The 23387-nt window shown below is 64.6% G+C and carries 20 protein-coding genes and 2 tRNA genes; 12 read left to right on the top strand and 10 right to left on the bottom strand.

Annotated elements, in window-relative coordinates; all coding sequences use genetic code 11:
* The first annotated feature begins 5 nt into the window (after positions 1 to 5).
* The gene (locus CIT40_RS21955) at positions 6 to 1508 is read left to right on the top strand and encodes a glycosyltransferase family 39 protein (RefSeq protein ID WP_094895574.1); all 1503 of its coding nucleotides are present in this window, start codon (positions 6 to 8) and stop codon (positions 1506 to 1508) included.
* Positions 1509 to 1513: 5 nt separating this feature from the next.
* Here CIT40_RS21955 and CIT40_RS21950 read toward each other — a convergent pair whose 3' ends face one another.
* Positions 1514 to 3400, bottom strand: coding sequence for a CHASE2 domain-containing protein (locus CIT40_RS21950; protein ID WP_094895573.1), 1887 nt, complete (start codon positions 3398 to 3400; stop codon positions 1514 to 1516).
* Between the two features lie 76 nt (positions 3401 to 3476).
* On the bottom strand, positions 3477 to 3998 hold the full coding sequence (locus tag CIT40_RS21945; protein ID WP_094895572.1) for a FecR domain-containing protein: 522 nt from the start codon (positions 3996 to 3998) through the stop codon (positions 3477 to 3479).
* A 633-nt stretch (positions 3999 to 4631) separates the two neighbouring features.
* On the opposite strand from CIT40_RS21945, the gene CIT40_RS21940 reads away from it, so the two are divergent.
* A complete protein-coding gene (locus tag CIT40_RS21940) occupies positions 4632 to 5723 on the top strand; it encodes a DUF2778 domain-containing protein (RefSeq protein WP_162307609.1) in 1092 nt (363 codons plus the stop codon).
* 30 nt (positions 5724 to 5753) lie between these two features.
* Here CIT40_RS21940 and CIT40_RS21935 read toward each other — a convergent pair whose 3' ends face one another.
* The 3 genes from CIT40_RS21935 to CIT40_RS21925 all read right to left on the bottom strand — a co-directional run bounded on the left by CIT40_RS21935 (position 5754) and on the right by CIT40_RS21925 (position 8433).
* Complete coding sequence (locus CIT40_RS21935; RefSeq protein ID WP_094895570.1) at positions 5754 to 7091, bottom strand: caspase family protein; 1338 nt, start codon at positions 7089 to 7091, stop codon at positions 5754 to 5756.
* A gap of 107 nt (positions 7092 to 7198) precedes the next feature.
* Positions 7199 to 7828, bottom strand: a complete 630-nt coding sequence (locus CIT40_RS21930; RefSeq protein ID WP_094895569.1) for a glutathione binding-like protein — start codon at positions 7826 to 7828, stop codon at positions 7199 to 7201.
* Positions 7829 to 7839: 11 nt separating this feature from the next.
* Entirely contained in the window at positions 7840 to 8433 is a 594-nt protein-coding gene (locus tag CIT40_RS21925) for a cysteine hydrolase family protein (RefSeq protein ID WP_094895568.1), read from the bottom strand.
* Between the two features lie 126 nt (positions 8434 to 8559).
* Between CIT40_RS21925 and CIT40_RS21920 the strand changes: the two genes are divergently transcribed.
* The 5 genes from CIT40_RS21920 (at position 8560) to lepB (ending at position 12118) form a co-directional block, all read left to right on the top strand.
* Positions 8560 to 9399: a LysR family transcriptional regulator gene (locus CIT40_RS21920; RefSeq protein ID WP_094895567.1), complete on the top strand. Its 840-nt coding sequence runs from the start codon at positions 8560 to 8562 to the stop codon at positions 9397 to 9399.
* A 192-nt stretch (positions 9400 to 9591) separates the two neighbouring features.
* Positions 9592 to 9664, top strand: a tRNA-Phe gene (locus tag CIT40_RS21915).
* Positions 9665 to 9669: 5 nt separating this feature from the next.
* Positions 9670 to 9736, top strand: a tRNA-OTHER gene (locus tag CIT40_RS21910).
* A gap of 331 nt (positions 9737 to 10067) precedes the next feature.
* The gene (locus CIT40_RS21905) at positions 10068 to 11204 is read left to right on the top strand and encodes a slipin family protein (protein WP_094895566.1); all 1137 of its coding nucleotides are present in this window, start codon (positions 10068 to 10070) and stop codon (positions 11202 to 11204) included.
* Between the two features lie 164 nt (positions 11205 to 11368).
* Positions 11369 to 12118 (top strand): signal peptidase I, encoded by a 750-nt coding sequence (gene lepB, locus CIT40_RS21900; RefSeq protein ID WP_094895565.1) that lies wholly within the window; start codon positions 11369 to 11371, stop codon positions 12116 to 12118.
* A gap of 93 nt (positions 12119 to 12211) precedes the next feature.
* Here the strand turns inward: lepB and CIT40_RS21895 are convergent, their stop codons facing one another.
* From CIT40_RS21895 to CIT40_RS21885, 3 genes are all read right to left on the bottom strand, one after another.
* Positions 12212 to 12499 (bottom strand): GIY-YIG nuclease family protein, encoded by a 288-nt coding sequence (locus tag CIT40_RS21895; protein ID WP_094895564.1) that lies wholly within the window; start codon positions 12497 to 12499, stop codon positions 12212 to 12214.
* Between the two features lie 143 nt (positions 12500 to 12642).
* A complete protein-coding gene (groL, locus tag CIT40_RS21890) occupies positions 12643 to 14283 on the bottom strand; it encodes a chaperonin GroEL (RefSeq protein WP_063195265.1) in 1641 nt (546 codons plus the stop codon).
* 43 nt (positions 14284 to 14326) lie between these two features.
* Entirely contained in the window at positions 14327 to 14641 is a 315-nt protein-coding gene (locus tag CIT40_RS21885; protein WP_094895563.1) for a co-chaperone GroES, read from the bottom strand.
* A gap of 377 nt (positions 14642 to 15018) precedes the next feature.
* Here CIT40_RS21885 and CIT40_RS21880 point away from each other — a divergent pair, with 377 nt between their 5' ends.
* Positions 15019 to 15306, top strand: coding sequence for an usg protein (locus CIT40_RS21880; RefSeq protein WP_094895562.1), 288 nt, complete (start codon positions 15019 to 15021; stop codon positions 15304 to 15306).
* Between the two features lie 172 nt (positions 15307 to 15478).
* Here the strand turns inward: CIT40_RS21880 and CIT40_RS21875 are convergent, their stop codons facing one another.
* Positions 15479 to 17608, bottom strand: a complete 2130-nt coding sequence (locus CIT40_RS21875; protein WP_094895561.1) for an O-linked N-acetylglucosamine transferase, SPINDLY family protein — start codon at positions 17606 to 17608, stop codon at positions 15479 to 15481.
* A gap of 217 nt (positions 17609 to 17825) precedes the next feature.
* Between CIT40_RS21875 and CIT40_RS21870 the strand changes: the two genes are divergently transcribed.
* The 3 genes from CIT40_RS21870 to CIT40_RS21860 all read left to right on the top strand — a co-directional run bounded on the left by CIT40_RS21870 (position 17826) and on the right by CIT40_RS21860 (position 20655).
* Positions 17826 to 18353, top strand: coding sequence for a cupin domain-containing protein (locus tag CIT40_RS21870; RefSeq protein ID WP_094895560.1), 528 nt, complete (start codon positions 17826 to 17828; stop codon positions 18351 to 18353).
* A 307-nt stretch (positions 18354 to 18660) separates the two neighbouring features.
* Positions 18661 to 19083: an MgtC/SapB family protein gene (locus CIT40_RS21865; RefSeq protein ID WP_094895559.1), complete on the top strand. Its 423-nt coding sequence runs from the start codon at positions 18661 to 18663 to the stop codon at positions 19081 to 19083.
* A 354-nt stretch (positions 19084 to 19437) separates the two neighbouring features.
* Complete coding sequence (locus CIT40_RS21860; protein ID WP_244611826.1) at positions 19438 to 20655, top strand: rhomboid family intramembrane serine protease; 1218 nt, start codon at positions 19438 to 19440, stop codon at positions 20653 to 20655.
* A 25-nt stretch (positions 20656 to 20680) separates the two neighbouring features.
* Here CIT40_RS21860 and CIT40_RS21855 read toward each other — a convergent pair whose 3' ends face one another.
* Positions 20681 to 21931, bottom strand: a complete 1251-nt coding sequence (locus CIT40_RS21855; RefSeq protein ID WP_094895558.1) for a NupC/NupG family nucleoside CNT transporter — start codon at positions 21929 to 21931, stop codon at positions 20681 to 20683.
* A 152-nt stretch (positions 21932 to 22083) separates the two neighbouring features.
* On the opposite strand from CIT40_RS21855, the gene CIT40_RS21850 reads away from it, so the two are divergent.
* Positions 22084 to 23322: an MFS transporter gene (locus CIT40_RS21850; protein ID WP_162307608.1), complete on the top strand. Its 1239-nt coding sequence runs from the start codon at positions 22084 to 22086 to the stop codon at positions 23320 to 23322.
* Positions 23323 to 23387: the final 65 nt, after the last annotated feature.

Raw genomic sequence — 23387 nt, 5'->3', positions numbered from 1 at the left:
GCGAGATGGGCGGGGCTGACGCTCGGATCGTCCGCAACACCACGCTGCTGATTCTGGCGCTGGTGGCCATGCGGCTCGTTGCGGCCGCGGTCACGCCGATCACCTTCGACGAAGCCTATTACTGGATGTGGTCGAAGAATCTGGCGGGCGGCTATTACGACCATCCGCCGATGGTCGCCTATGTGATCCGCGCCGGCACCATGATCGCGGGCGATACCGAGCTCGGCGTCCGCCTCGTCTCGGTCCTGCTGGCGCTGCCGATGAGCTATGCGGTCTATCGCTCCGCCGCGATCCTGTTCGGGGGCGCGCGCGTGGCGGCGACCAGCGCCATCCTGCTCAATGTAACGATGATGGCCTCCGTCGGCACGCTGATCGTGACGCCGGATGCGCCGCTTCTGGTCGCATCCAGCTTCGTGCTGTTCTTCCTCGCAAAGGTACTGGAGACCGGCCGCGGCGTCTGGTGGCTTGCGGTCGGCGCGGCCGTTGGCGCCGCGCTGCTGTCGAAATACACGGCGATGTTCTTCGGCGCCGGGATCCTGATCTGGCTCGCTTGCGTGCCGAAGCTGCGGCGCTGGTTTCTCTCGCCCTGGCCCTATCTCGGCGGCCTCGTTGCGCTGGCGCTGTTCTCGCCGGTGATCCTCTGGAATGCGGACCACCAATGGGTCTCGTTCGCAAAGCAGCTCGGGCGCGCGAAGATCGAGGACTTCCGCCCCGTCTTCATCGCCGAGCTGATCCCGACCCAGATCGCGTTCGCGACGCCGCTGGTCTTCATCCTCGGTGCGATGGGCCTGCACGCGCTGACCTGGCAGCGCGCCGGCGCACGGGCCTCACGCGTGCTGATCGAGGCGATGTTCTGGACCATCGTCGCCTATTTCGTCTGGCATTCACTGCATGCCCGCGTCGAAGCCAACTGGTTCGCGCCGGTCTATCCGCCTTTCGTTGTTGCCGCTGCTGCCGCCGCCAACCTCGCGCAGTGGAAGCCGCGTGCGCGGCGCCTGGCGGATTTCTGCCTGCGCTGGGCCGCGCCTGTCGGCATCGTGATGTTTGCGGCGCTGATCGTGCAAGCCAACACCGGCTGGCTCTCGGGATATCGCCGCGATGCCACCGTGCGCAGCGTCGGCGTCGGCTGGCGCGAGCTCGCCGCGGGAATCGAGGCCATGCGCGCGCGCTATGGCGCGACCTGCGTGCTTGCGCAGGACTATGGCACGACGGGTTGGCTCGCCTTCTACTTGCCATCAGGCACCTGCGTGGTGCAGCAGAACCAGCGCATCCGCTGGGTCAACATGCGCGAGCCCGATCCAAAGCTGCTTGCGGGCAAGCTGCTCTATGTCGACGAGCTGCATCCGGACGGTCATCCCGTCCTCGACGCCCTATTTGCGAAGGTCACGCAGGTCGCGCAATTGCAGCGCAAGCGCGGCCCGCTCGTGGTCGAGACCTACGGCGTCGATCTGCTGGAGGACGCCAAGGGCGACGTGCTGGACCGCTCGCCGCCGCCGGAAGCGAGGTAGCGACCTCAATCGATCATCTCGGCCATGGCCGCAGTGTGGCTCGGTCCGTCCCGGTCGCGCCAGAACCACACGGTCACGACGCCGGAGCGGCCACGGATCTGGGCGGGAAGGGGGCCCGACAGAACGCCGTCGGGAGCCCCGTGGAAGTCGGCCGTATCCAGCAGCGTATTGCTCAGGGCGAGCCGTGCATCGTTCTGGACGGCGACTTCCATCAGCCGGCTCGCGACGTTGACCGTGTCGCCGGTCGCGGTGATGTGCTGGTGGCTTTCGCCGAGGCGGGAGGCGACGATCTCGCCGAAATGCGCGCCGATCTTGAAGCCGAGCTGGCCGCCGATCGCTGACGGCAGCGAGGCGATCCAGTGTTCGACGCCACGGTGCAAGTCGATCGCGCATTTGAGCGCGCGCGCGGCGTCATCGGGCATCGCAGCCGGCAGACCGAACAGGATCATGGCGCCGTCGCCGAGAAAGCCGGTGATCATGCCGCCGCAATCGACCGCGGCCTTGTCGATCAGCGCGTGAAACGCCTGCAGGATCTCCCGAAGCGCGTCCGGACCGATCCGTTCGCTCAACGACGTGAAGCCGGAGAGATCGATGAAGACGATTGCGGCGTCCTGCCGGACCGGTTTGGACAGGAAGTTCGGATCGCGCGCCAGCCATTCCTGCACGGCCGGTGCCTGGAATTGTGCGAGAGATCTGCTCTTGGCGGCGAGATGTTGCGTACGGCGGGCTCCGGCCCACAGCTGCACGCCGGCAAAGATCGCAACCGGCGGCACTGCGGCGGCGAGCGTGGTTGCCGCATTCAGCCAGACGCCGTGCGTGAACGCGAACGCATTGAGGCCGGCCCAGGCGATCATCACGGTCGCCGCCGCCATGATGCCGAGCGCGCTGCGCCGCCAGGCCAGCAAGCCGACCAGCAGTACCGGCAGCAGGATCGCGGCGAGCGCGTCGGCGATATGGACCCTGCGGTCGCGCACGATGCCGTCGCCGGCAATGAGATGGGTGATTGCGGTCGAGACCACCTCGACACCGGGCATCAGGGAATCGAACGGCGTCGGATAGAGGTCGCCACCGCCCGCGACCGCGGCGCCGATCACGACGATCCGGTTCTCGATCGCCGCACGATTGAGCGTGCCGTCGAAAATGCTCTGCGCGCTCACGGTCCGGATGGTGCGGCGCGGGCCGTAATAGGTGATCGGCAGCGCGAAGTCGGTATCGGTCGGCACGGTGCGGTCGCCGAGCATGAGATGATCGGACGCGATCGTCAGCGGCTTGTCGAGCGCGCGCGCCGCGACCCGCAACGGGAACGACAGCTCGACCTTGTCGCGGGTCCGGAACAGCATCGGCACCGAGAGCGGCGAGCCCGATTGTCCGGTCGCGACATTGACGATACCGACCTCGGCGTGGTCGGCGAACGCAGGCAGCGGCAGCAGGAAACGTTCGGCTTGCGGCAGCACGGCGAGGGGACCTGCGCTGCCGGCCTCCACGGTCTCGCTGGCGCTGGGGAAGATCGCCGCGGCGGCGAGCACCATGGGACCGGTGGCGAGCGTGTTCGCCAGCGTGGCGTCGCCGATCGCAGCGCTGCGGTCGACGAGCAGGAGATCGATCGCAACGACCTTCGGCTTGAATTGCACGATGGTGTCGACGACGCGGGCGAGATCGGCCCGCGGCAGCGGATAGCTGCCGCCGCGCTTCACCACGGTATCGTCGATCGCAACGATGGTGACGAGATCAGGCGGACGTTGCACGCCGCGGACCTGGGTCCGCCAATCGGTCAGCGTTGCTTCCAGCCGGTCGAGAAAGCGCAGATGGCCGCCTGCGTGCGCGGCATAGATGCCCGCGCCCCACAGCGCGGTGAGGGCGAGTGCCACCAGGATCTGAACGCGTCTCGTCATTACGTCGTACTGCAATCTTCTTTTTCTTCGGGGCCTGAGGGCCGAGGTCTATCGACCAAGTCTCATCGACCAAGCCTCATTGACCAAGTCTTGCCATGAGAGCGTCGATGCGCGGCTGGCCCCACTGCTTCACCGTCAAGGGCCCGGTCGCTTCCACGTCGACGCCTTCGCCGGGGCCCAGCACGACGCCGCGTCCACGCGTTCTGCGGTTGACGCCGACACGGCCGTCGGCGACGAAGACGGAGGTCTTGGCCTCTGCGACATCGACGGCCCATCTGGTGCCGCGCACCGCGGCAATCGCCTGCGGCGTCAGCACCTTGAACGAATTACCGCCCGGCTTCCTGCGCACTTCCACCAGCAGGGCTTTGCTGCTCAACTCGACGGAGTCTATGTGTCCGTCACGGTTGGCGTCCTTTAGTTCAAATCTGGCGCCGTTTTCTGCGACGATTGTGATGCCGTTGTCGCAGCGCCAGGTCTGCGTGCCCGCGGCCGACGCCGACGATGTGCAAGCTGTATTGGCAGGCTGCGCGGCTGCATATCCCATCAACAAAGACGACCACACCAGAGCGCAACCTCCGGCCCGCGCGAACCTTCTCATGCCAGCCTCCGTTTACATGCCCGGCACAGTTCAAGGCGATGTTGATACGGTACCGTATCACACGCAGAGGCTGCCGAAAAGTGCCGCTCTCGCAGCTATTTCCTTGTTGCGGCATTTTCCAGTTCGGCGCGATCAACTTTCGGTCAGGGACGAGCCGTGGAAGCGACGGGCTTGTCCCTCCGTGCAGGCAGCGGAGGACGAAGGCGGAGCCCGCACACGCCAGCCTCACGCAATGCTTCCCGGTTATCGTCCAAGTATCAAAGGCCACGAAAACGACTTGGTTGGGTGGCCCTAGGAAGGTGGCCGGAGACAACCGCTGAATGCGCCGATCCTGCCGAGAATTATAGTTAACAGACGCAACTAAGTCCGTAGTTCTGCGGGCTTTTTCCCGAAATGGGACGACATTAACGAGTTGCCCCACATCTGCCCGAACTTAATCCGCATTTAACTAAAAGTCGCCTTAATGACGCTCCGACCCTCTGCGAGATGCTGTTCCCGGATCGTGACCAGCGGCACTTTGAAGGGGGACTGAGTGACACCGTCCTGGACGCAAGGCGAATGAGTACGAGTATCGCTGCGCAGAGTAACGCGGCACGGAAGTCCAAGAGAAATTCGCGGAATTCTTCCCGGAAAATGACCACGACCAATTGGCTTGGCGCCGCGGCCATCGGCTGCGTCGTGATGGGCGCCGGCTGGACCATCTACAGCAACGTCTTTGGCGCGAGCGTCTATCCGACCGTCGGCAGAATCGGCTACGACGCGCCGGTGCTCAAGCGGGCGCCCAAGGTCGCGCTGCGCGAGGCCGGCGACGCCATCAAGGAAGCCTTTGCGCTGCTGCCTGACAGGTTGCAGGTCGCCGCCCCGATCTCGCGTGAGATGTTCAACGAGCGCTTTGCTGCGGCTGCGACCCAAGGCGTGGCATCGAACGCCGCCAGCGCGGCGCCGGCGACCCAGGTTGCGGTGGCAAAAGACGCGCCGAAGCAGGGCGTGATCGCGAAAGTCGCGGAAGCGTTGAAGCCGTCGGCCCCGGCCAAGATGGCTGAGAAGACCCCTGACAAGACTGCAGACAAGGCCAAGCATGCTGGGGATGCCCAGATACAGCTCGCCTCTGCCGATCCGGCGCAGATCATACCGGCGCCCGAAGCCAAGAAATCATTCGCCGACCGCGCCAAGGCCGCGGTGATGTCGATCACCGGTCCGCGCCAGTCGATGGTCGAAAAACTCTGGGGCAAGCGCGAGCCGTCCGGCGGACTGCTCGCTTACGCTTCGGCGGACGCCTCCGTGACCTCTGCTATCGCGCCGAAGGAGCAGAACCCGATGTTCGGCGGCGCTCCGCCCTATGAGCGTGACACCGCGGTCTACGACATCACCGCCAAGACGGTGTATCTGCCGGATGGCACCAAGCTGGAAGCGCATTCCGGCCTCGGCTCCAATCTCGACGATCCGCGCTCCCAGCGTACCCGCATGCGCGGCGTGACGCCGCCGCACATCTACACGCTGAAACCGCGCGAAGCGCTGTTCCACGGCGTTCCCGCGTTGCGCCTGACCCCGGTCGGCGGCGAGAGCGCGATCTACGGCCGCGACGGCCTGCTTGCCCACACCTTCATGCTCGGGCCGAACGGCGATTCCAACGGCTGCGTATCGTTCAAGGACTATTACGCGTTCCTCGACGCCTACCGAAACAAGGGCATCCGCAAGCTCGCCGTGCTGGCGCGGGTGGAGTGAAGCCGGTGCGCGGCGCAAAGGCGCGCCCGGCTACCGCCTGACGAAAGTGAAGCTGCACGGACGCAATTCGTTGCGTTTGCCGCTGCCGCGGCTCCGCTCGAACTGCGCGTCGATCGTGTAGCCGTAGGGTGAGCCGGGAGCGCTGTTGTTGACGGTATAGGCGCTGGGACCGGTCAGGCCTCGCGCACTCAGCGTGGTTTTCCCGTCCGCTCCTACTTGTCCATCGATCGCGAGCGTGCTGCTCGTCCGCGGGTCCCGATCCTCCGCATGAAATACGCCATTGGCGATGGTGGCCGACAAGGCTCGGGTATAGCCCATGGCCTTGCCGGAGCTGGCACAGCTCACGGTCACGTCCCACTTGCCGTCAAAGGTCCTGCTTTCGCCGGCCGCAGGGGCTGCTGCCACCTTCTGCTTGAGGCCATCCATCCGCGCCCTAGCGAGACTGGCAAAACTGCAATTCGAAAATCGCGTCAGATGATCCTCGAAGGCGCCGATGGTGCCGATGCCGTCCGCCGCCTTCCAGTGCGCCTCCGCGGATGCGCAAGGGTCGGTGCGCGGCGCGGCTTGCGGCGCCCCGGGTGTGATCGTCACCGACACCGGCCCGTTCAGGTAGAACTTGCCGATGATCGACAGCGACAGCTCCGGCAGCTGGGACTTGCCGCTGGAATCGTAGACGTCGCTGCTGATGTCGCGAAAGACGTCGCCGATCTCCTGCGGCTCCTCAATGTGTTTCAGGAACGCCGTCGTGTAGGGACTGTTGCGGCCGGCGCCGTCAGCGGCGACCTGGCCCGATTGCGTCGAGAACGACACGATGGTGCCGCGTGGCGCCTCGACCTTCGACAGGCCGCGGCCGACCGAGGCGGCACGCGTCGCTGAGCGTTTCAGCATGTCGGCCAGCGGATTGTCGCGGCAGGAATCGAGCACGAGGATGCGCAGGTTCTTGGCCTGCTGCAGATCGTTCACGATGTCGTCGACCCGCACGAAGCGCTTGAGGTCGGCCTCATCGGTCAGCGTGGCGTCGACCGGCATCAGATAGTTCACGCCGTTGTACTGCATGGCATGGCCGCTGTAATAGAACATGGCGACGTCAGCCCTGCTCGCGGCGCGCGCGAAGCGGATGGTCAGGTCCTGCATATCGGCCTGGCGCAGGTCGATGCCCTGGATCACTTCGAAGCCGCTGCGCCTCAGCGAGGCCGCGACGTCTTCGGCATCGTGCGAAGGGTTCGGAAGCTGCGCCGTCGAGGCATAAGCGCCGTTGCCGATCACCAGTGCCACCCGCGTCTCCGCACAGACGGAACCAAGGCCAAGCCAGGAGGTGAGGAGAGCCAAACAGAATCCGGGCAGATGACTTCTAAAAAAGAGGCGCATGAAGGCCGTCCGGGAAAACTGAAAAATATCCCGTCAGATTAGCGCATGCCGCGCCGACTTCAATGCCCTCACGATCTCGCTTCTAATTTTGGCAGCCGTGCATCCTGTCACGCCGCGAGGGTTTTGCGCAGCGCCATCTCCGTTGCGACCGCCTCCCGCACGGCCGGCCGCGCCTGCATGCGCGCGAGATAGGCCGACAGGGACGGCCATTGCGCGATGTCGATGCCTGCGGGACGGAGCAGCAGCAAGGCCCAGGTGAGATGCGCATCCGCGACGGTGAAGCTGTCACCGACGAGGAATTCGCGCTCCGCCAGATGTGCTGCCGGCACCGACAAGGTCTGCGTGATCCTCGCACGCGGCTTGGCGAGCGAGCCGTCATCCTTGTACCAGAAGGTCGGAAACAGGAACGCCTTGTGGATCTCGGCGCCGACGAAGCTTAGCCATTCCTGCAGGCGATAGCGATCGGGATCGCCGAACGCCGGCGCAAGGCCCGCCCTCGGCTTCAAATCGGCGATGTATTGCAACACCGCCGCGCTCTCGGTCAGCCGTTCGCCGTTCTCCAGCACCAGGACCGGCACCGCGCCCTTCGGCGACACGCCGCGGAAATCGCGGCCGTCGTCCACGACCTGCTTGGTCCAGATATGGGCGAGGTGATACTGCGCCTCGATGCCGGCCTCGATCAGCGCGATGCGGCTCGAGAGCGAGCAGGCCATCGGAAAGAAATAGAGTTGCAGCATCGTATGCTCCGTCAATTCAGTGCATCGCCGGGCGCGATGATCGCGAAGCGGTCCGAAAGCTCGGCCAGCGCGACCTCGTGAATCGTCCGGGCCTCCAGCGTGCCGCCGCGGCCATCCGGCAGGTCGCGGGTCGCGCAGGCATCGGCCGCGATCGTCGTGCGCAGGCCGAGGTCGAGTGCGGCGCGGGCGGTCGAGGAGATGCACATGTGGGTCATGAAGCCGGCGAGCACGATGTTCTTGCATCCCGCCGCGGCAAGCCGGGCTTGCAGATCGGTGCCGGCAAAGGCGTTCGGCAGCGTTTTCTCGATCACAGGCTCGCCCGCGAGCGGCGTCAGGCGATCGACGATCGCGCCACGCGCGGCCTCGCGGTCGAACAGGCCGCCGGCGCGGCCCTTGTGCGCGATGTGGATGATCGCAGCGCCGCTCTCCCGGGCCCGCGCCAGCAGGCGCGCCGCCGCGGCGATCGCGGGCTGCGCATCGGGCAGGGCCAGCGGGCCGGCGCAATATTCGTTCTGAATGTCGATCAGCACGAGGCAGGCCTCGTTGAGCTTCGGCGGATTGAGATCGGCGCCGGAGAGTTCGAGCAGGGTCTTGGGAGCGGTCATGGGAGCCTTCTTGCGACGAGCGGATGGCGCGACATTAGCGCGATAGCGCCCTGCCATCGTGCAGGACTATTGCAGCTTATGGCTGCAGATTTGCAGGTCGTTGCATCGGCTGCTAGGCTCGCGGCCATGAACTGGGACGATCTGCGCATCATCGCAGCCGTGAGGGACGAGGGCACCTATGCCGGCGCCAGCGCGCGGCTGCGCATCGACGAGACCACGGTCGGCCGCCGGCTCGCGCGCATCCAGCGCGATCTCGGCGTGCCGCTGTTCGACGCCGTGGATGGCCAGCGACGTCCGACGCGCCATTGCGAAGCGGTGCTCGAGCATGTCGGCGCGATGGCGGCCCATGTCGCGGCGATCGACCGCATCAAGGAGAGCCGGTCCGGTCCGGTCGGTCGCCTGCGCATCGCCTCGACCAACGCGGTCGCCGAAGAGCTGCTGGCGCCGCACGCGAGCAGCTTTCTGCGCGATCATCCCGGCCTGACCCTGCAATTCCTGACCTCCAGCGGCAACGTAAAATTTTCGCGCTGGCAGGCCGATCTCGCCATTCGCCTGCGCAAGCCGGAGAAGGGCGACTTCACCATTTCCAAGCTCGGCGATGTCAGGCTTTATTTCTTCGAGCCCGCCGACCGCACCGGTGGTGAGCCGGTCGCCTGCGCCTATCCGGACGAGCTCGACACGATACCCGAACAGCAATTCCTGCGCGCGAAGCGGCTGACCAATTTGCGCTGCGTCACCGACAATGTCCGCATCATCAGGACCATGATCCAGTCGCATCAGGCCGTCGGCGTACTGCCCGAGCACAGCTGTGCCGCGTTGCTCGCCGACCGCAGCCTGCGCGCGACGCTGCTGCCGAGGCGGCGCGACGTCTGGCTCCTGGTGCAGAACCACCTCAAGCGTGATCCCGCGACACGCGTGACGATCGACTGGGTGAGGGCGTGCTTCCAGGACATTTCGCGCCCCTGACGTCGTGCTGCGCTGTGATCATCGCGTCACGGTGCGCAAGTCGTCACGAAGAATCCTGAATTTCCCTCTTGCAACCCGTGCGTGCCTCGTCTATTAGCCCGCTCCTTCGCTAGGCCATGTGTCCGGGCTCTCTGAGATCCCGGCTGGCGCGAGCCGGTCTCCGGTTTCGTGTTCCGCCGAATGAAGGCAAAAGCAGGATGTAGCTCATGGAGAGCGTCGGGCTGAAACCCCGAAGGCATCGGTTCGATTCCGGTCTCTTGTCCCACAAAGGATAGCTCAGTTGGGTAGAGCAGGTGACGTTAATCATCGGGTCGCGGGTTCGAATCCCGCTCCAGCGCTACGGGTCAGCCTGAAAAACTGACACCTCTGACGAGGACCGGACGCGCGCTTCAGTCGCAGTCCGGCCGTTTTGCCGCAAGGCTTTCCGTCCGAACCTAGACACTGTGAGACCGGCTTCGCGCCGCGGTGGATACCGCTTGCGCTGATACCGGGTGGCTCCGCTCGGCCGCGCGACAATCGTCGCGCGATCGCGCGCGTGCGCCCGTCGTCATGCAAGCTCAAGCCACGGCCCGCCGATCTCTGCAGGAAGCGTCGTCCGCGTCCTCAAATCCTTTGCAAACGAAGCCTGTTGTCGGCCATCCGGCCGAACGCAAACGAAGGAGGGTGTCATGACCTGGCACTTGCTGACGACCACGATCACCGTGAAGGACGGTGAGCGCGCGCTACTGACGCGAAACGGCCAGCTCGAGCGGGTGCTCGCGCCTGGTCGGCATCGGCTGATCGATTGGCGCAACGAGCTGGCGGCCACCGTGTACGACGTCGTGGGGACGGAATTCCCCGCGGATCGCTACGCGGTGCTGAAGGCCGCGCGGCCCGATCTCGCCGCCGAGTTGTTCGAGGCGGTGGAGACCGGAGCGGACGAGATCGCCATCGTCAGCCTCGAAGGTCGGCCCGTGCATCTGATGACGCCCTGGCAGGTGCGCGTCTACTGGAAGGTCGCGACCCGCATCGATGTGTCGAGCGATCCCCGGATCGACGCGCGGCATCTGAGCATGATCGAGCGCAACCGTTCGGCGGTATCGTCCGAGACGGTGGTCGAGAACCACGAGGCGGGCCTGCTCTACGTTGAGGGCAGGCTCATCGAGCGGCTCGCGCCCGGCCGGCACGCCTTCTGGACCGTCGGCCGCAAGATCGAGGTGAAGCGCCTCGATCTGCGGCCCCAGGCGGTCGAGATCACCGCGCAGGAGATGCTGACCAAGGATCGCATCGCGCTGCGGGTGACGCTGACGGCGTTCCGCAGGGTGGTCGATCCCGAGCGCACGGTTGCGACCGTGCCCGACGTGGATGCGTGGCTGTACCGCCTGGTGCAGTTCGCGATCCGCGAGGCGGTCGCGGGCCGGACGCTAGACGAGGTGCTGTCTGCAAAGGCGGCGCTGGATGCGGAGCTGCGCGACTATGTGCGTGCGCGCGTCGCGGCGTCAGGTGTCGAGGTCACCGAGCTCGGCGTCAAGGACGTGATCCTGCCCGGCGAGATCCGGGAGCTGGTGAACAAGGTGGTGGAGGCGGAGCGGGGCGCGAAGGCGAACCTGATCCGCCGGCAGGAGGAGACCGCGGCGACGCGTTCGCTTCTGAACACCGCCCGCCTGATGGAGGAGAACCCCCTGCTACTGCGGCTCAAGGAGCTGGAGTCGCTGGAGCGGCTGGTCGAGAAGGTCGGCCGCATCGACCTCCATGCCGGTCACGGCGAGGGCCTCGATGCCCTCCTGACCCGGCTCGTGCGCCTGAAGGCGCCCGAGAGCGCGTGACAAACGTGAAGGGCCGCCCACGGGCGGCCCTTCACATATCCGTTGTCGTCGCTTGCAATGAACGAAGAACGACGCCTGTGCGACCAAAATCACGGAAGTGGGATTGCACGCGCGCAAAGGTTGCGTAATCTCGCGATGACCATCGGTTTGAACAGGGCAGGCGCATGACGATTGTTCAAGACACGATTCGGCCGCCGACGGCGCGATCGCGGGACTGGAAGGTGATCGTCATCCTGATCCTGCTGGTCCCGGTGCTGTGGTCACCGCTGATCCTGTTTCGCTTCGTCCTGTATCAGCCGTTCAGCATCCCCTCCAATTCGATGGTGCCGACGCTGATGGTCGGCGACTACGTCTTCGCGGCGAAATATGCCTACGGCTACGGCCGCTATTCCTTGCCTTTCGCGCCGTCCTTTCTCTCAGGACGCGTCTTTGCCTCCGATCCGGAATACGGCGACATCGTCGTGTTCCGCACGGCGAAGGACAATTCGGTCGACTACGTCAAGCGCGTGGTCGGGCTGCCCGGCGACCGCATCCAGATGCGGCAGGGCCAGCTCATCCTCAACGACAAGCCGGTGACGCGGGTTGCGCTGAAGGAGACGCGTGCCGGTTCTGCCTGCGGTGTGGATGACGCTACGACGGTCAAGCGCTGGCGCGAGACGCTGCCGAACGGTGCGAGCTACGTGACGCACGATTGCGTCGACAACGGCCACCTCGACAATACCAACGTCTTCACCATACCGCCGGGCCATTTCTTCGTGCTCGGCGACAACCGCGACAATTCCACCGACAGCCGCATGATGTCGGCGTTCGGTTTCGTGCCGATGGACAATCTCGTCGGCAAGGTGACGCGGATCTTCTGGTCGCTCGACGAGAACGGCGAGCCGCGTTTCGAGCGGATGGGGAAGGTGAGGTGAAGGGCTGGCGGTCATTTTGCGCGGCGCTCTCCATTCTCTCGTCATTCCGGGGCGGCGCGCAGCGCCGAGCCCGGAATCCATTGATCCGCAAGGTCAAACCGCAATTTGCGGATAGAGATCAATCCATTCAGGATTCTTCTCTTCTATAAGCCGGATTTTCCATTCCCTCCGCCACTTCTTCAGTTCCTTCTCGCGGGTGATCGCGGTGATGGGGTCGTCGTAGATCTCGTACCAGACCAACCGATCGACAGAGTACCGTTTGCTGAACCCCGCAACGACTTTGCTTTTATGTTCGTAAATGCGTCGGACAATGTCGTTAGTCACGCCAAGATAGAGCGTGCCGTACTTCTTGCTGGCGAGGAGGTAGACGTAATAGGCCATGAGCAAGCAGTGAAATGGATTCCGGGTTCGGCGCTTTGCGCCGCCCCGGAATGACGCCGGAGCGCTATCTTAACGTGTATCAATAAAAAACAAAAACCCCGGCATCGCTGCCGGGGTTTCTTCGTTCTCTATGTGGTTGGACCTTAGAAGTCCATGCCGCCCATGCCGCCGCCCGGGGGCATCGCGGGACCGGCGCCGCCCTTCTTGGGCAGCTCGGCGACCATGGCTTCCGTGGTGATCAGGAGCGCGGCCACCGAGGCTGCGTTCTGGATCGCGGTACGGACCACCTTGGTCGGGTCGATGATGCCCTTCTTGACGAGGTCGCCGTATTCGCCGGTCTGGGAGTCGAAGCCGAAAGCGTACGACTTGTTCTCCAGCACCTTGCCGACGATCACCGAGCCGTCTTCACCGGCGTTGATCGCGATCTGGCGAGCGGGAGCCGACAGCGCCTTGCGCACGATCTCGACGCCGGTCTTCTGGTCGTCGTTCTTGGTGCGCAGGCCCTTGAGCTGCTCGGAGGCACGGAGCAGGGCGACGCCGCCGCCCGGGACGATGCCTTCTTCCACGGCCGCGCGGGTTGCATGCATCGCGTCATCAACGCGATCCTTGCGCTCCTTCACCTCGACCTCGGTCGCGCCGCCGACGCGGATCACCGCGACGCCGCCAGCGAGCTTGGCCAGACGCTCCTGGAGCTTCTCACGGTCGTAGTCCGAGGTGGTTTCCTCGATCTGCGCCTTGATCTGGGCCACGCGCGCCTCGATGTCGGCCTTCTTGCCGGCGCCGTTGACGATCGTGGTGTTCTCCTTGTCGATCATCACCTTCTTGGCGCGACCGAGCATGTTGAGCGTGACGTTCTCGAGCTTGATGCCGAGATCTTCCGAGATCGCCTGGCCGCCGGTCAGGATCGCGATGTCCTGCAGCATGGCCTTGCGGCGATCGCCGAAGCCCGGAGCCTTGACGGCCGCGACCTTCAGGCCGCCACGGAGACGGTTCACGACCAGGGTCGCAAGCGCTTCGCCTTCGACGTCTTCGGCGACGATGACCAGCGGCTTGCCGGTCTGCACCACGGCCTCGAGCAGCGGCAGCAGCTCGTTCAGCGAGGAGAGCTTCTTCTCGTTGATGAGGATGTAGGCGTCGTCCATCTCGACGCGCATCTTGTCGGCGTTGGTGACGAAGTAGGGCGAGATGTAGCCGCGGTCGAACTGCATGCCCTCGACGACGTCGAGCTCGGTCTCGAGCGACTTGGCTTCCTCGACGGTGATGACACCCTCGTTGCCGACCTTCTTCATGGCGTCGGAGAGGAACTTGCCGATTTCGGCATCGCCGTTCGCCGAGATGGTGCCGACCTGGGCGATCTCGTCGTTCGAGGTGACCTTCTTGGAGTTCTTGACGAGATCCGCAACGACGGCTTCGACCGCGAGGTCGATACCGCGCTTGAGGTCCATCGGGTTCATGCCGGCGGCAACCGACTTGGCGCCTTCGCGCACGATCGCCTGGGCCAGCACGGTAGCGGTGGTGGTGCCGTCGCCGGCCGCGTCAGCGGACTTGGAGGCGACTTCGCGCACCATCTGCGCGCCCATGTTCTCGAACTTGTCCTCGAGCTCGATCTCCTTGGCGACGGTGACGCCGTCCTTGGTGATGCGGGGAGCGCCGAACGACTTGTCGAGCACGACGTTGCGGCCCTTCGGACCGAGCGTGACCTTCACCGCGTTGGCGAGGATGTCGACGCCGCGCAGCATCTTGTCGCGCGCTTCAACCGAGAATTTGACTTCTTTGGCTGCCATGTGAATTTTTCCTTAGGTGTTTGACGGGAGGGAGAGGGGCCTGTCAGGCCGCCTTCTTCTTGGAAGCGGGGACGTCCATGACGCCCATGATGTCGCTTTCCTTCATGATCAGCAGATCGACGTTGTCGATCTTGACCTCGGTGCCGGACCACTTGCCGAACAGCACGCGGTCGCCGACCTTCAGGTCGATCGGGATCAGCTTGCCGGCTTCGTCGCGGCCACCGGGGCCGACGGCGACGACCTCACCCTGCGAAGGCTTTTCCTTGGCAGTGTCGGGAATGATGATGCCGCCAGCGGTCTTCTCTTCTGCGTCGATGCGCTTGACCACGACGCGGTCGTGAAGCGGACGGAATTTCATGCAGTCCTCCTAAGCAATTGCTCGGGTTGATGATTTAAGATTGTTAGCAGTCGCCGCCTGCGAGTGCCAGGCGGGCACTGCTGAGATAAGGCAGGATTTTTGCGGGAGCAAGGGCTTGTAGCAGAAAAATAAGCACTCGATAGCGCCGTCTGCCAAAATCCCCTTGCCATCGTTAACCCGAGCGTTGCCCGTATTAGCACGGTGCCGCATCTGCTGCTAACGCATTGAATTTCAACAGCTTGTTAAACCTTTGGGCTTGAGATGTGTTGTCAGTTTGCGTCACATTTCTCTCATGTGAGCGCATCAGTACCGGGTGGCTCGTAAGGCGCACACCGACCAGGCCGCCCCCTGAATGCGCTCCTGCAAAGGAGGTTGGCATGGGCGTGCGGAGTGGGGGCGTTTCCGAGGATTTTCGGAAACAGCTTTTGGGTTACGGGCTGACGACGGCACAAATCCTTTACCGGATGCCGGATCATCCCTCGCTGCTCCAGACCTACGTCTGGCAGAACTATGACATGTTTCCGAAATTTCCGGCGCTGAAGGATTTCCTGGCGTTCTGGCAGGACAAGCTCGACGGCCCCCTCCATTCAGTGACCGTCGCGCACTCCAAGCTGATCAAGCCGGCCGAGTTGCGCGCCGTCGATGGCGTGTTCCGGCTGCATTGAGACAAGCAGCGGTCTCGTAGAGTGGGCAAAGGCACGCTCTTCGCGCGCCCTGCCCACGCTCTCTCCAATCCGGCCACAGATGCGTGGGCACGCTCCGCTTGGCCCACCCTACGCGATTTTCGTTGGAGTTGCGCCGAGCGAACCCGCTATTGCGGGATGGTCTGTGAGGCAATCAACCACCGCTGCCGCAATAGCGTCTCCACATCGCGCGATAGGCGTCGTCGACCGCCCGCCCGTATGAGACGGGGTTGCTGGCGGCTGCGGTCCGGATCTTGTCGGGCAGCTCGCGGCGCAACCTGTCGAGTTCGCTGATCTCGGAAGCTCGGCTCGTCGCGATCTCGATATACGTCTCGTGGCTGTCCGTGACCCAGTCCGGCAGGCCAAGCGCCGTGAGAATGGAGCCGGCGGCACGGCTGGGCAGGCTGTTGCCGAGCTTCGCCACAACAGGCACGCCCATCTGCAAGGCTTCCCATGTGCTGACGCCGCCATTCTGCGGGAACGGGTCGAGGCAGATGTCGACGCGATTGAACGATGCCAGATGCTCGCTTCGCAAGGTGGCGCCGAGCAGTTCGACGCGTTCGGCCGGCAATCCGCAAGCCTCGAACCGCGCCAGCAAGTTCTCGCGGACCAGCTGGTCGTCCAGCGCAACATCCTTGACCAGCAGTCGCGAACCCGGCACCCGCTCGAGAATCCTGGACCAGACTTGCGCGGCCTCGTCCGAAATCTTGCTGATGCGGTTGAAGACGCCGAAGGTGACGAAGCCGTTCGCGATCGCCGGCGTTGGCGCCCGCGGAATCTCGGCCGGCAGCGACGCCAGCGTGACGAAGCACGGCAGGTCGACCACGGTCTCGGCAAACAGATGCCGAACCTCGACGGGGATCGCGACCGGGTCCGAGATCAGATAATCGATCGTCGGCAGCCCGGTGCCGGTGCCGTGACCCCAGCCATGCACCTGGACCGGTGCCGGCTTGCGCGCAAACACGCCGAGGCGGTTCCCTCTGGTATGGCCGGACAGATCGATCAGGATGTCGATGCCGTCGGCGCGGATCTCGGCGGCGAGGCGATCCTCGATCCATTGCGAGGCGTCGCGCCAGCGATCCGCAATCCCCTGGAATTCGCTGGTCGTCGCATCCACCTTCGACGAGCATGCGTAGCACACGACCTCGAACTGCGAGCGGTCGTGGTGTTGAAGGACCGGCTTGAAAATCAACGCGGCCGAATGCGCGTTGAAATCCGACGAGACATAGCCGAGTACCAGGCGGCGGTCCGGATCGCGGCTGTTGTGATGTGGTGCCTGCGCCTCTGAAGCGATTTTCGCGCCGACACGTTCCCACCACACCTTGCGCGCCTGCTGATGCCGCTCGACGGTGGCGTCCCCCGCAAAGTCGAGCGTGAAGATCTTGTTGGAGATCGCGCTCTGGAGGTCGGGCTGGATCTCGAGGGCTCTGTCGAAACTGGCGAGGGCTTCGTCGACCCGGCCAAGTCCGGCGAGGCAAAGGCCCAGCACCAGGTGAGCTTGAATGGAAGCGGGATCGATCGCGAGCGCCTGCTCGCAGTCGTGCGATGCCTGGGCAATCTGCTGGATCTGGAGCAGGACACTGGCCCGCGCGATCCACCCGTTCGCGTCGTCGGGAGCGAGCGCGATGGCCTGATTGCCGTCTGCCAGCGCCTCGTCAAATCGCTGAAGCTCCCGTAAAGCGGTGGCACGGTTCGCCAGCGCCGCGGCATAGTCGGGCTTGATCGACAGCGCGCGGTTCAGGCTTGCGATGGCCTCGTCATAATTGCGCTGACGGCACAGCGCCCAGCCCCTGCCGTTGTGGGCTTCGGCAAGGTTTGCGTTGAGTGCGATCGCCTTGTCGTAGCTGTGGAGCGCCTCCTCGTGAAGATCGAGGGCTACGCTCGCGTTACCGAGATTGGAGAGGGTTGCGGCGTGGTTGGGCCGCAAGGCCAGGGCCTTTCGATAGCTCGCGCAGGCCTCGTCATGACGCCGCAACCCGTTGAGCGCGATGCCCAGGCTCATATGGGCATCGGCAGATCGCGGATCCGCGGCAACCGCCCGGCTCAACAGGATTTCGGCTTGCTGGTAGTTCCTGGCATCGGACTCCAGGGCGCCGAGCATGTGCAGCGCCATGAATTGGTTGGGCGCGAGCTGCAGGATTTGGCGATAGGCAGCCTGGGCCTCGGGGAGAAGCCCCATCTTGTGCAGCTGGAGCGCGTGCCCGAGCAGCGGCAGCACTTCGGCTTTCTGCCGCTTCTGAAGCCGGGCATTTTGAAATGCACGCTGACCTACGCTGTTGCCCATGATTCATTCCCCCAGAATCTCCCTTCGAGATTAATTCAGCGGGAAAACGAATACGAGACGATGGCCGCGCGCCACGACAGCCTGGGACAAGCTACGACCGTTGGGCTCATCGTGCCGCGAGCCTTGCGACCGGCAATTGCCGCCTGCTCCAGGACTGGATAATCTCCCTCGGGGTGTACCCGTCCGGCGGGCCCGGTTCAGATCAGGGAGGCAGACAATGGCCAAGCAAAAGGCATCAAGAACCGCAACGAAGGCCGCGGTGAAGAAGCGGAGCGGCGTCAAGGCGGCAGCGCGATCCACGGCACGCAAGGCTGTGAAGGCGAAGGTTCTCACTGCCGCGCCGAAGAAGCCCGCACGCCCCAGGCAGCGCATCGCGATCAGCCATCACCGCGAGGAAGACTTCAAGGCCGATGGCCTGCGCGCTTACGCGAAATACCGCGACCTCGGCATCGCCGACGCCAGCCACGGCCTCGCGCAAGCGCACGTGATCCGTCTGCAAGGTCCTTGCGATCCGGCCGAGGTCTCGAAGCTGCATTTCCACCACGTCGATTTCCAGATGGTCTACGTGCTCAAGGGCTGGGTGAAGACCTACATGGACGGGCAAGGCGAGACCTTGATGAAGGAAGGCAGCGCCTGGACCCAGCCGCCGAAGATCAAGCACATGATCCTGGATTACTCGGATGACGTCGAACTGCTGGAGGTGATCCTGCCGGCGGAGTTCAAGACGGTGGAGTTGAAGGCTTAGGCTCTCTCGTCTCTTTCCGTCTCCGCCGTCATTGCGAGCGATGCAATCCAGACCATCTCTGCGGGACGCATTTCTGGGTTGCTTCGCTTCGCTCGCAATGACGAACCGGCTTGCAGCCCGGATGCAGCGCAATCCGGGACAGTGCATCTGCAACCCGGATCATGCTTGCGCCAATCAGGCTGCGTTCCCGCGAAACGCATCCCTGCACGACGCATGCGACAAATTCGCCCGTTAGGAAACCATCAGCAGCTTGACCGCGTTGCAGCCGGCTCGATATTGATGGCGGCTTTCGTTTCGGGGATTTGCTTTGGACAGGTTCAACATCGGCGTTCATGTCGTTGCGCTGGCGGCCTCGTTTGTGCTTGCCGTTCCGATCGGGTGGGATCGCGAGAAGCGCGCGCGAAGCGCGGGCCTGCGCACCTTTCCACTGGTCGCTCTGGCAAGCTGCGGCTTCGTGCAGGCGAGCGAAAGTCTTCTGGCGCATTCGCCTGACGGCATGGCTAAGGTGATCGAGGGCCTGATTACCGGCATCGGCTTCATCGGCGGCGGCGCGATCCTCAAGCAGGGCAATTCGGTACACGGCACCGCCACGGCCGCAAGCCTGTGGGCCACGGGTGCCATTGGCGTCTCGGTCGGGCTCGGTGCCTACGATGTCGCGGTGACGGTCTCTGTGTTCACGTTCCTGACGCTTCGATTGCTGACGCTGGCCAAGGAAGAGGGTGACCTCTGATCGCGGCTGGCTACGGGGGCTCTCACGTCATTCCGGGCGCGCCTCTCGGTGCGAGCCCGGAATCCTTTTAGGTCATAGGCCGCGGCCCCAGGGATTCTCGGTTGCGCAGTTCCGCACCATAGCTCGCGACTTCGTCGCGCCCCGGAATGACGCCGGAGAGACTTACGACAGCACCCCACCACCGCGCCCATCGAACACGCGTCAGCGTTCCCGTCACGATCGCTAAAAAGCACCCGATCTGAGAAACCGCACAATTACCAGTCGGATGGTTTCAGCGGCCCGCAGCGCGGGCGCTAACCAGTCGAAAATACCTCTCCCGTCAACTCAGGGCTGTGAATACGCAGGAATGCTTTCATGGCGACCAACACTTTTGGCCGACGTGGCGTCACGGCGCCGCCCTCAAGAGCGTCGATTCAACCCGTCGCCGCACCGATCGCTCCGGAGATCGTGCGTGACCCCGCTCGGTCCTTTCCCAGCGAGGGGACGCTTCTCGGCGACAACAAGCTTCTGGCCGATATCCCTTTTCTCACCATTGGCCTGATTTGCGGTCTCTTGCTGATATTCGCCCTGCAACGCAGTCTAGCCATCGACGTTGCGCGGGACGGCGACCTTGATGTCCGCTCGCTGATCGCTCAGGGCGCCTCCGGGTACGATCTCGTCGTCGGACGCGGAGAGTGGTGGAGGATCGGCCTTGCGCCGCTATTGCACGGCAGCGGGTGGCACCTCATCAGCAACTGCGTCGGGTTGTTCATCGTCGGCGTCAGGTTGGAGTCTCTGATCGGCCGCGGCTGGTTTGCGCTGATCTTTGTCGCCAGTGCCCTGGCGGGCGAGGTCGGCTCCCTGCTGGGCAATGGCCCCGGCACGGTCGGCGTCGGCGCGTCCGGCGCCATTACCGGGCTCATCGCCGCTTTGTTCGTCGCGAGCTTCGAACCCGAAGCGGATGCCGATCAAACCATATCGCGATTGAAGACGTCGCTCTTCTTCGGTGTGCCCGCATTGCTGCCGTTGGCCTTTGGTGCCTCCGGCAATGTCAATTATTATGCCCATGCCGGCGGTGCGGTGGCCGGCGCCGCGCTTGCGATCATGCCGTGGCTGGCCTTTTGGTCCTATGACAGCCTGCCGCGGAGCGCCGGCGTGACGTTGCTTGCAGCATCCCTCGGATCTCTGATCTCCGCCGGCTTCGCATCCTTCCATTATTCGTCATACATGGCGGACGCCCTGAACTATATCCGTGCCTCGGAAGTTCCGGCGAAGTCTGACGAGATGGTTCGCCGATCTTTCGACCTGGTCACCCGCTACCCGAAAGACGCGCGGGCTCACGTCTTCCGCGCGGTCTTCTTTCTGGAACAAGCGAACCTGCGGTACGCCGAGACGGAGGCGCGAACCGCCATGTCGCTGGCAGCGTCGGATGTGGCGGGTGGGCCGGTGCGCTCCGGCGCGCAAGGTCTGATGGCGGTGCTGCTGTGGGCGCAGGGACGGGAAAGCGAGGCGAAAGCCATGGCAGCCGAGCCGTGCCGTGCCAAGCTGGCCGAGGTGCGCCGCATCTTGCAGAAGTCGAAATTGTGCACTTGAACGCGGGCGATGGGGGCAGTCGTCGCTACGCTAGAACTCCCACCACCGCCCCCATCAAGCACGTCGTCAGCGTCCCCGACACGATCGACTTCAACCCGAGGGCGTTGATCTCCTCGCGCCGCTCAGGCGCCATCACGCCGAGGCCGCCGATCATGATGCCGAGGCTGGCGAAGTTGGCGAAGCCGCACATGGCATAGAGCATGATCAGGCGGGAGCGCGGGTCGAGCGTGTCGGGCGGCAGTTTCGAGAAGTCGACATAGGCGATCAATTCGTTGAGCACCGTCTTGGTGCCCATCAGGCTGCCGGCGGTGATCGCCTGATCCCACGGCAGTCCCATCAGCCAGCACACCGGCGCCATCACGAGACCGAGCAGGCGCTGTAACGAGATCGCGGCGCCGCCGACGTTCGGCAGCTGGCCGAGCAGGGCGTTGACGAGATAGACCAGCGCCACCAGCACCAGCAGCATCGCGACGATGTTGAGCAGCAGCTCGAGGCCCGCGCTGGTGCCTTTCACGATCGCGTCCATCGTGCCGGATACTTCCATCTCCGGGTCTTCCAGCGCGCCGCCGGTGTGTCTGTCGGAGGTCTCGGGCACCATGATCAGGCTGACGAGGATCGCAGCCGGCGCGCCCAGCACGGAGGCGATGACGAAATGCGCGGCCGCATCGGGAATGAGGGGCGCCAGCAGCGTCGCATAGAGCACCAGCACGGTGCCGGCGATGCCCGCCATGCCGCCGGTCATCACCAGGAACAGTTCGCTGCGGGTCATCTGCTTCAGATAGGGCCGCACGAACAGCGGCGCCTCGACCATTCCGAGAAAGATGTTGGCGGCGGTCGAGAGGCCCACCGCGCCGCCGACGCCGAGCGTCCGCTCCAGCAGCCAGGCCATGCCGCGCACGACCGGCGGCAGCACGCGCCAATGGAACAAGAGCGTCGTCAGCACGCTCATCACCAGAACGATCGGCAGCGCCTGGAACGCGAGGATGAAATCGGCGCCCGGCACCTTGACGTCGAAAGGCAGCGTGCCGCCGCCGACATAGCCGAACACGAAAGCGCTTCCGGCGCGCGAGGCCGCGGAAATCGCACCAACCGCGTCGTTGATGGCACCGAAAGCGTGCGCGACGACCGGCAGCTTCAGCAGCACGATCGCGGTGACGAAGGTGGCGACGAGGCCGATGGCCGCCCGCCGGAGCGATACGGCGCGGTGGTTCTCCGCCAGCGCGAAGGCGATCAACAGCAATGCGAAAATGCCGAGTGCCGATTGCAGGCGCAGCATGATGTCCCCAAACCCTCAATGATTATGGCCGCGCCTGCGCTGCAAAGGCAATGCCGGGAATGGTGTTGGCCGGCCCGCTGTTGACAAGCCGGTCTGCGTCAGTCACGCGGAGAACATCCAGGGGAGCCAAAGTCAGGGGTGACCAACAGGCGATGCCTGAGCAGCCAGCAGCCGTGAATTCACCGGTGACCGCCGGCCAACTCCTGACCCATCGCGCCTTCCTGTTCTTCCTGCTCTCGCGCAGCCTGTCGCGCTTTTCCAGCCAGATCGCGGCGGTCGCGATCGGCTGGCAGATCTACGATCTCACCGGCTCGGCCTTCGACCTCGGCATGGTCGGCCTCGTGCAGTTCCTGCCCACCGCGCTTTTGGTGTTCGTCGCCGGCCACGCCGCCGACCGTTATGAGCGCAAACGCGTAGTCCAGCTCTGCCAGCTCGTTGAGGCCGCGACCGCGCTCTATCTCGCAATCATCACCTATCTCGGCGCGGTCGGCGAGGTGCAGATCTTCATCGCGACCTTCGTGCTCGGCATTGCCGGCGCGTTCGAGAGCCCGACCACGGCGGCACTGCTGCCGCTGATCGCGCCGCAAGGTTCGCTGCAGCGCGCCACCGCCGTCTCCAGTGGCGCGGCGCAGGTCGCGACCATCACGGGGCCGGCTCTCGGCGGCTTCGCTTATGCGGTCGCCCCGCATCTGGCCTATGCCATGATGCTGCTGTTCTGGATTCTCGGGATGATCCTGACCGGCTTCATCCGCCCGCGCCCGCAGGCCATCGCGAAGGAGGGGACGGCGTCGGACAACATCTTTGCCGGCGTCCGCTTCATTCGCAGTAATCCCGCCATCCTCGGCACGATCTCACTCGATTTGTTCGCGGTGCTGTTCGGCGGCGTCACTGCGCTCTTGCCGATCTATGCCCGCGACATCCTTCAGACCGGCCCGGTCGGGCTCGGCGTGCTGCGTGCAGCGCCCGCGGTCGGCGCATTGCTGATGACCATGGTGCTGGCGCGTCACGCCATCTCCAGGCATGTCGGCCTGCGCATGTTCCAGGCCGTGATCGTGTTCGGTCTCGCCACCATCGTGTTCGCGTTGTCGTCGTGGATGTGGCTGTCGGTGCTGTCGCTCGCCGTGCTCGGCGCCGCCGATACGATCAGTGTCGTGATCCGTTTCTCGCTGGTGCAACTGTCCACGCCCGACGAGATGCGCGGCCGGGTCGGAGCAGTCAATTTCCTCTTCATCAACGCCTCGAACCAGCTCGGCCAGTTCGAAAGCGGGGTGGCCGCCGCGCTGCTCGGCGCCATGCCCGCCGCCGTGCTCGGCGGCGTTGCCACCGTCGCAGTGGCGCTGCTCTGGATGAAGCTGTTTCCGAGCCTGCGGAAGGTGGAGAGTTTGGAGTAGGGAGACGGTTTTGTGTCCCGGACAAGCCGCAACGCGTCAGCGTTGCGGTGCAGGGCCGGGACCCA

Origin of the sequence: Bradyrhizobium amphicarpaeae, assembly GCF_002266435.3 — a bacterium.
GTDB classification, from domain to species: Bacteria; Pseudomonadota; Alphaproteobacteria; order Rhizobiales; family Xanthobacteraceae; genus Bradyrhizobium; species Bradyrhizobium amphicarpaeae.
The sequence above is the reverse complement of the archived record's forward strand: the minus strand, read 5'-3'. Positions and strand labels throughout refer to the sequence as shown.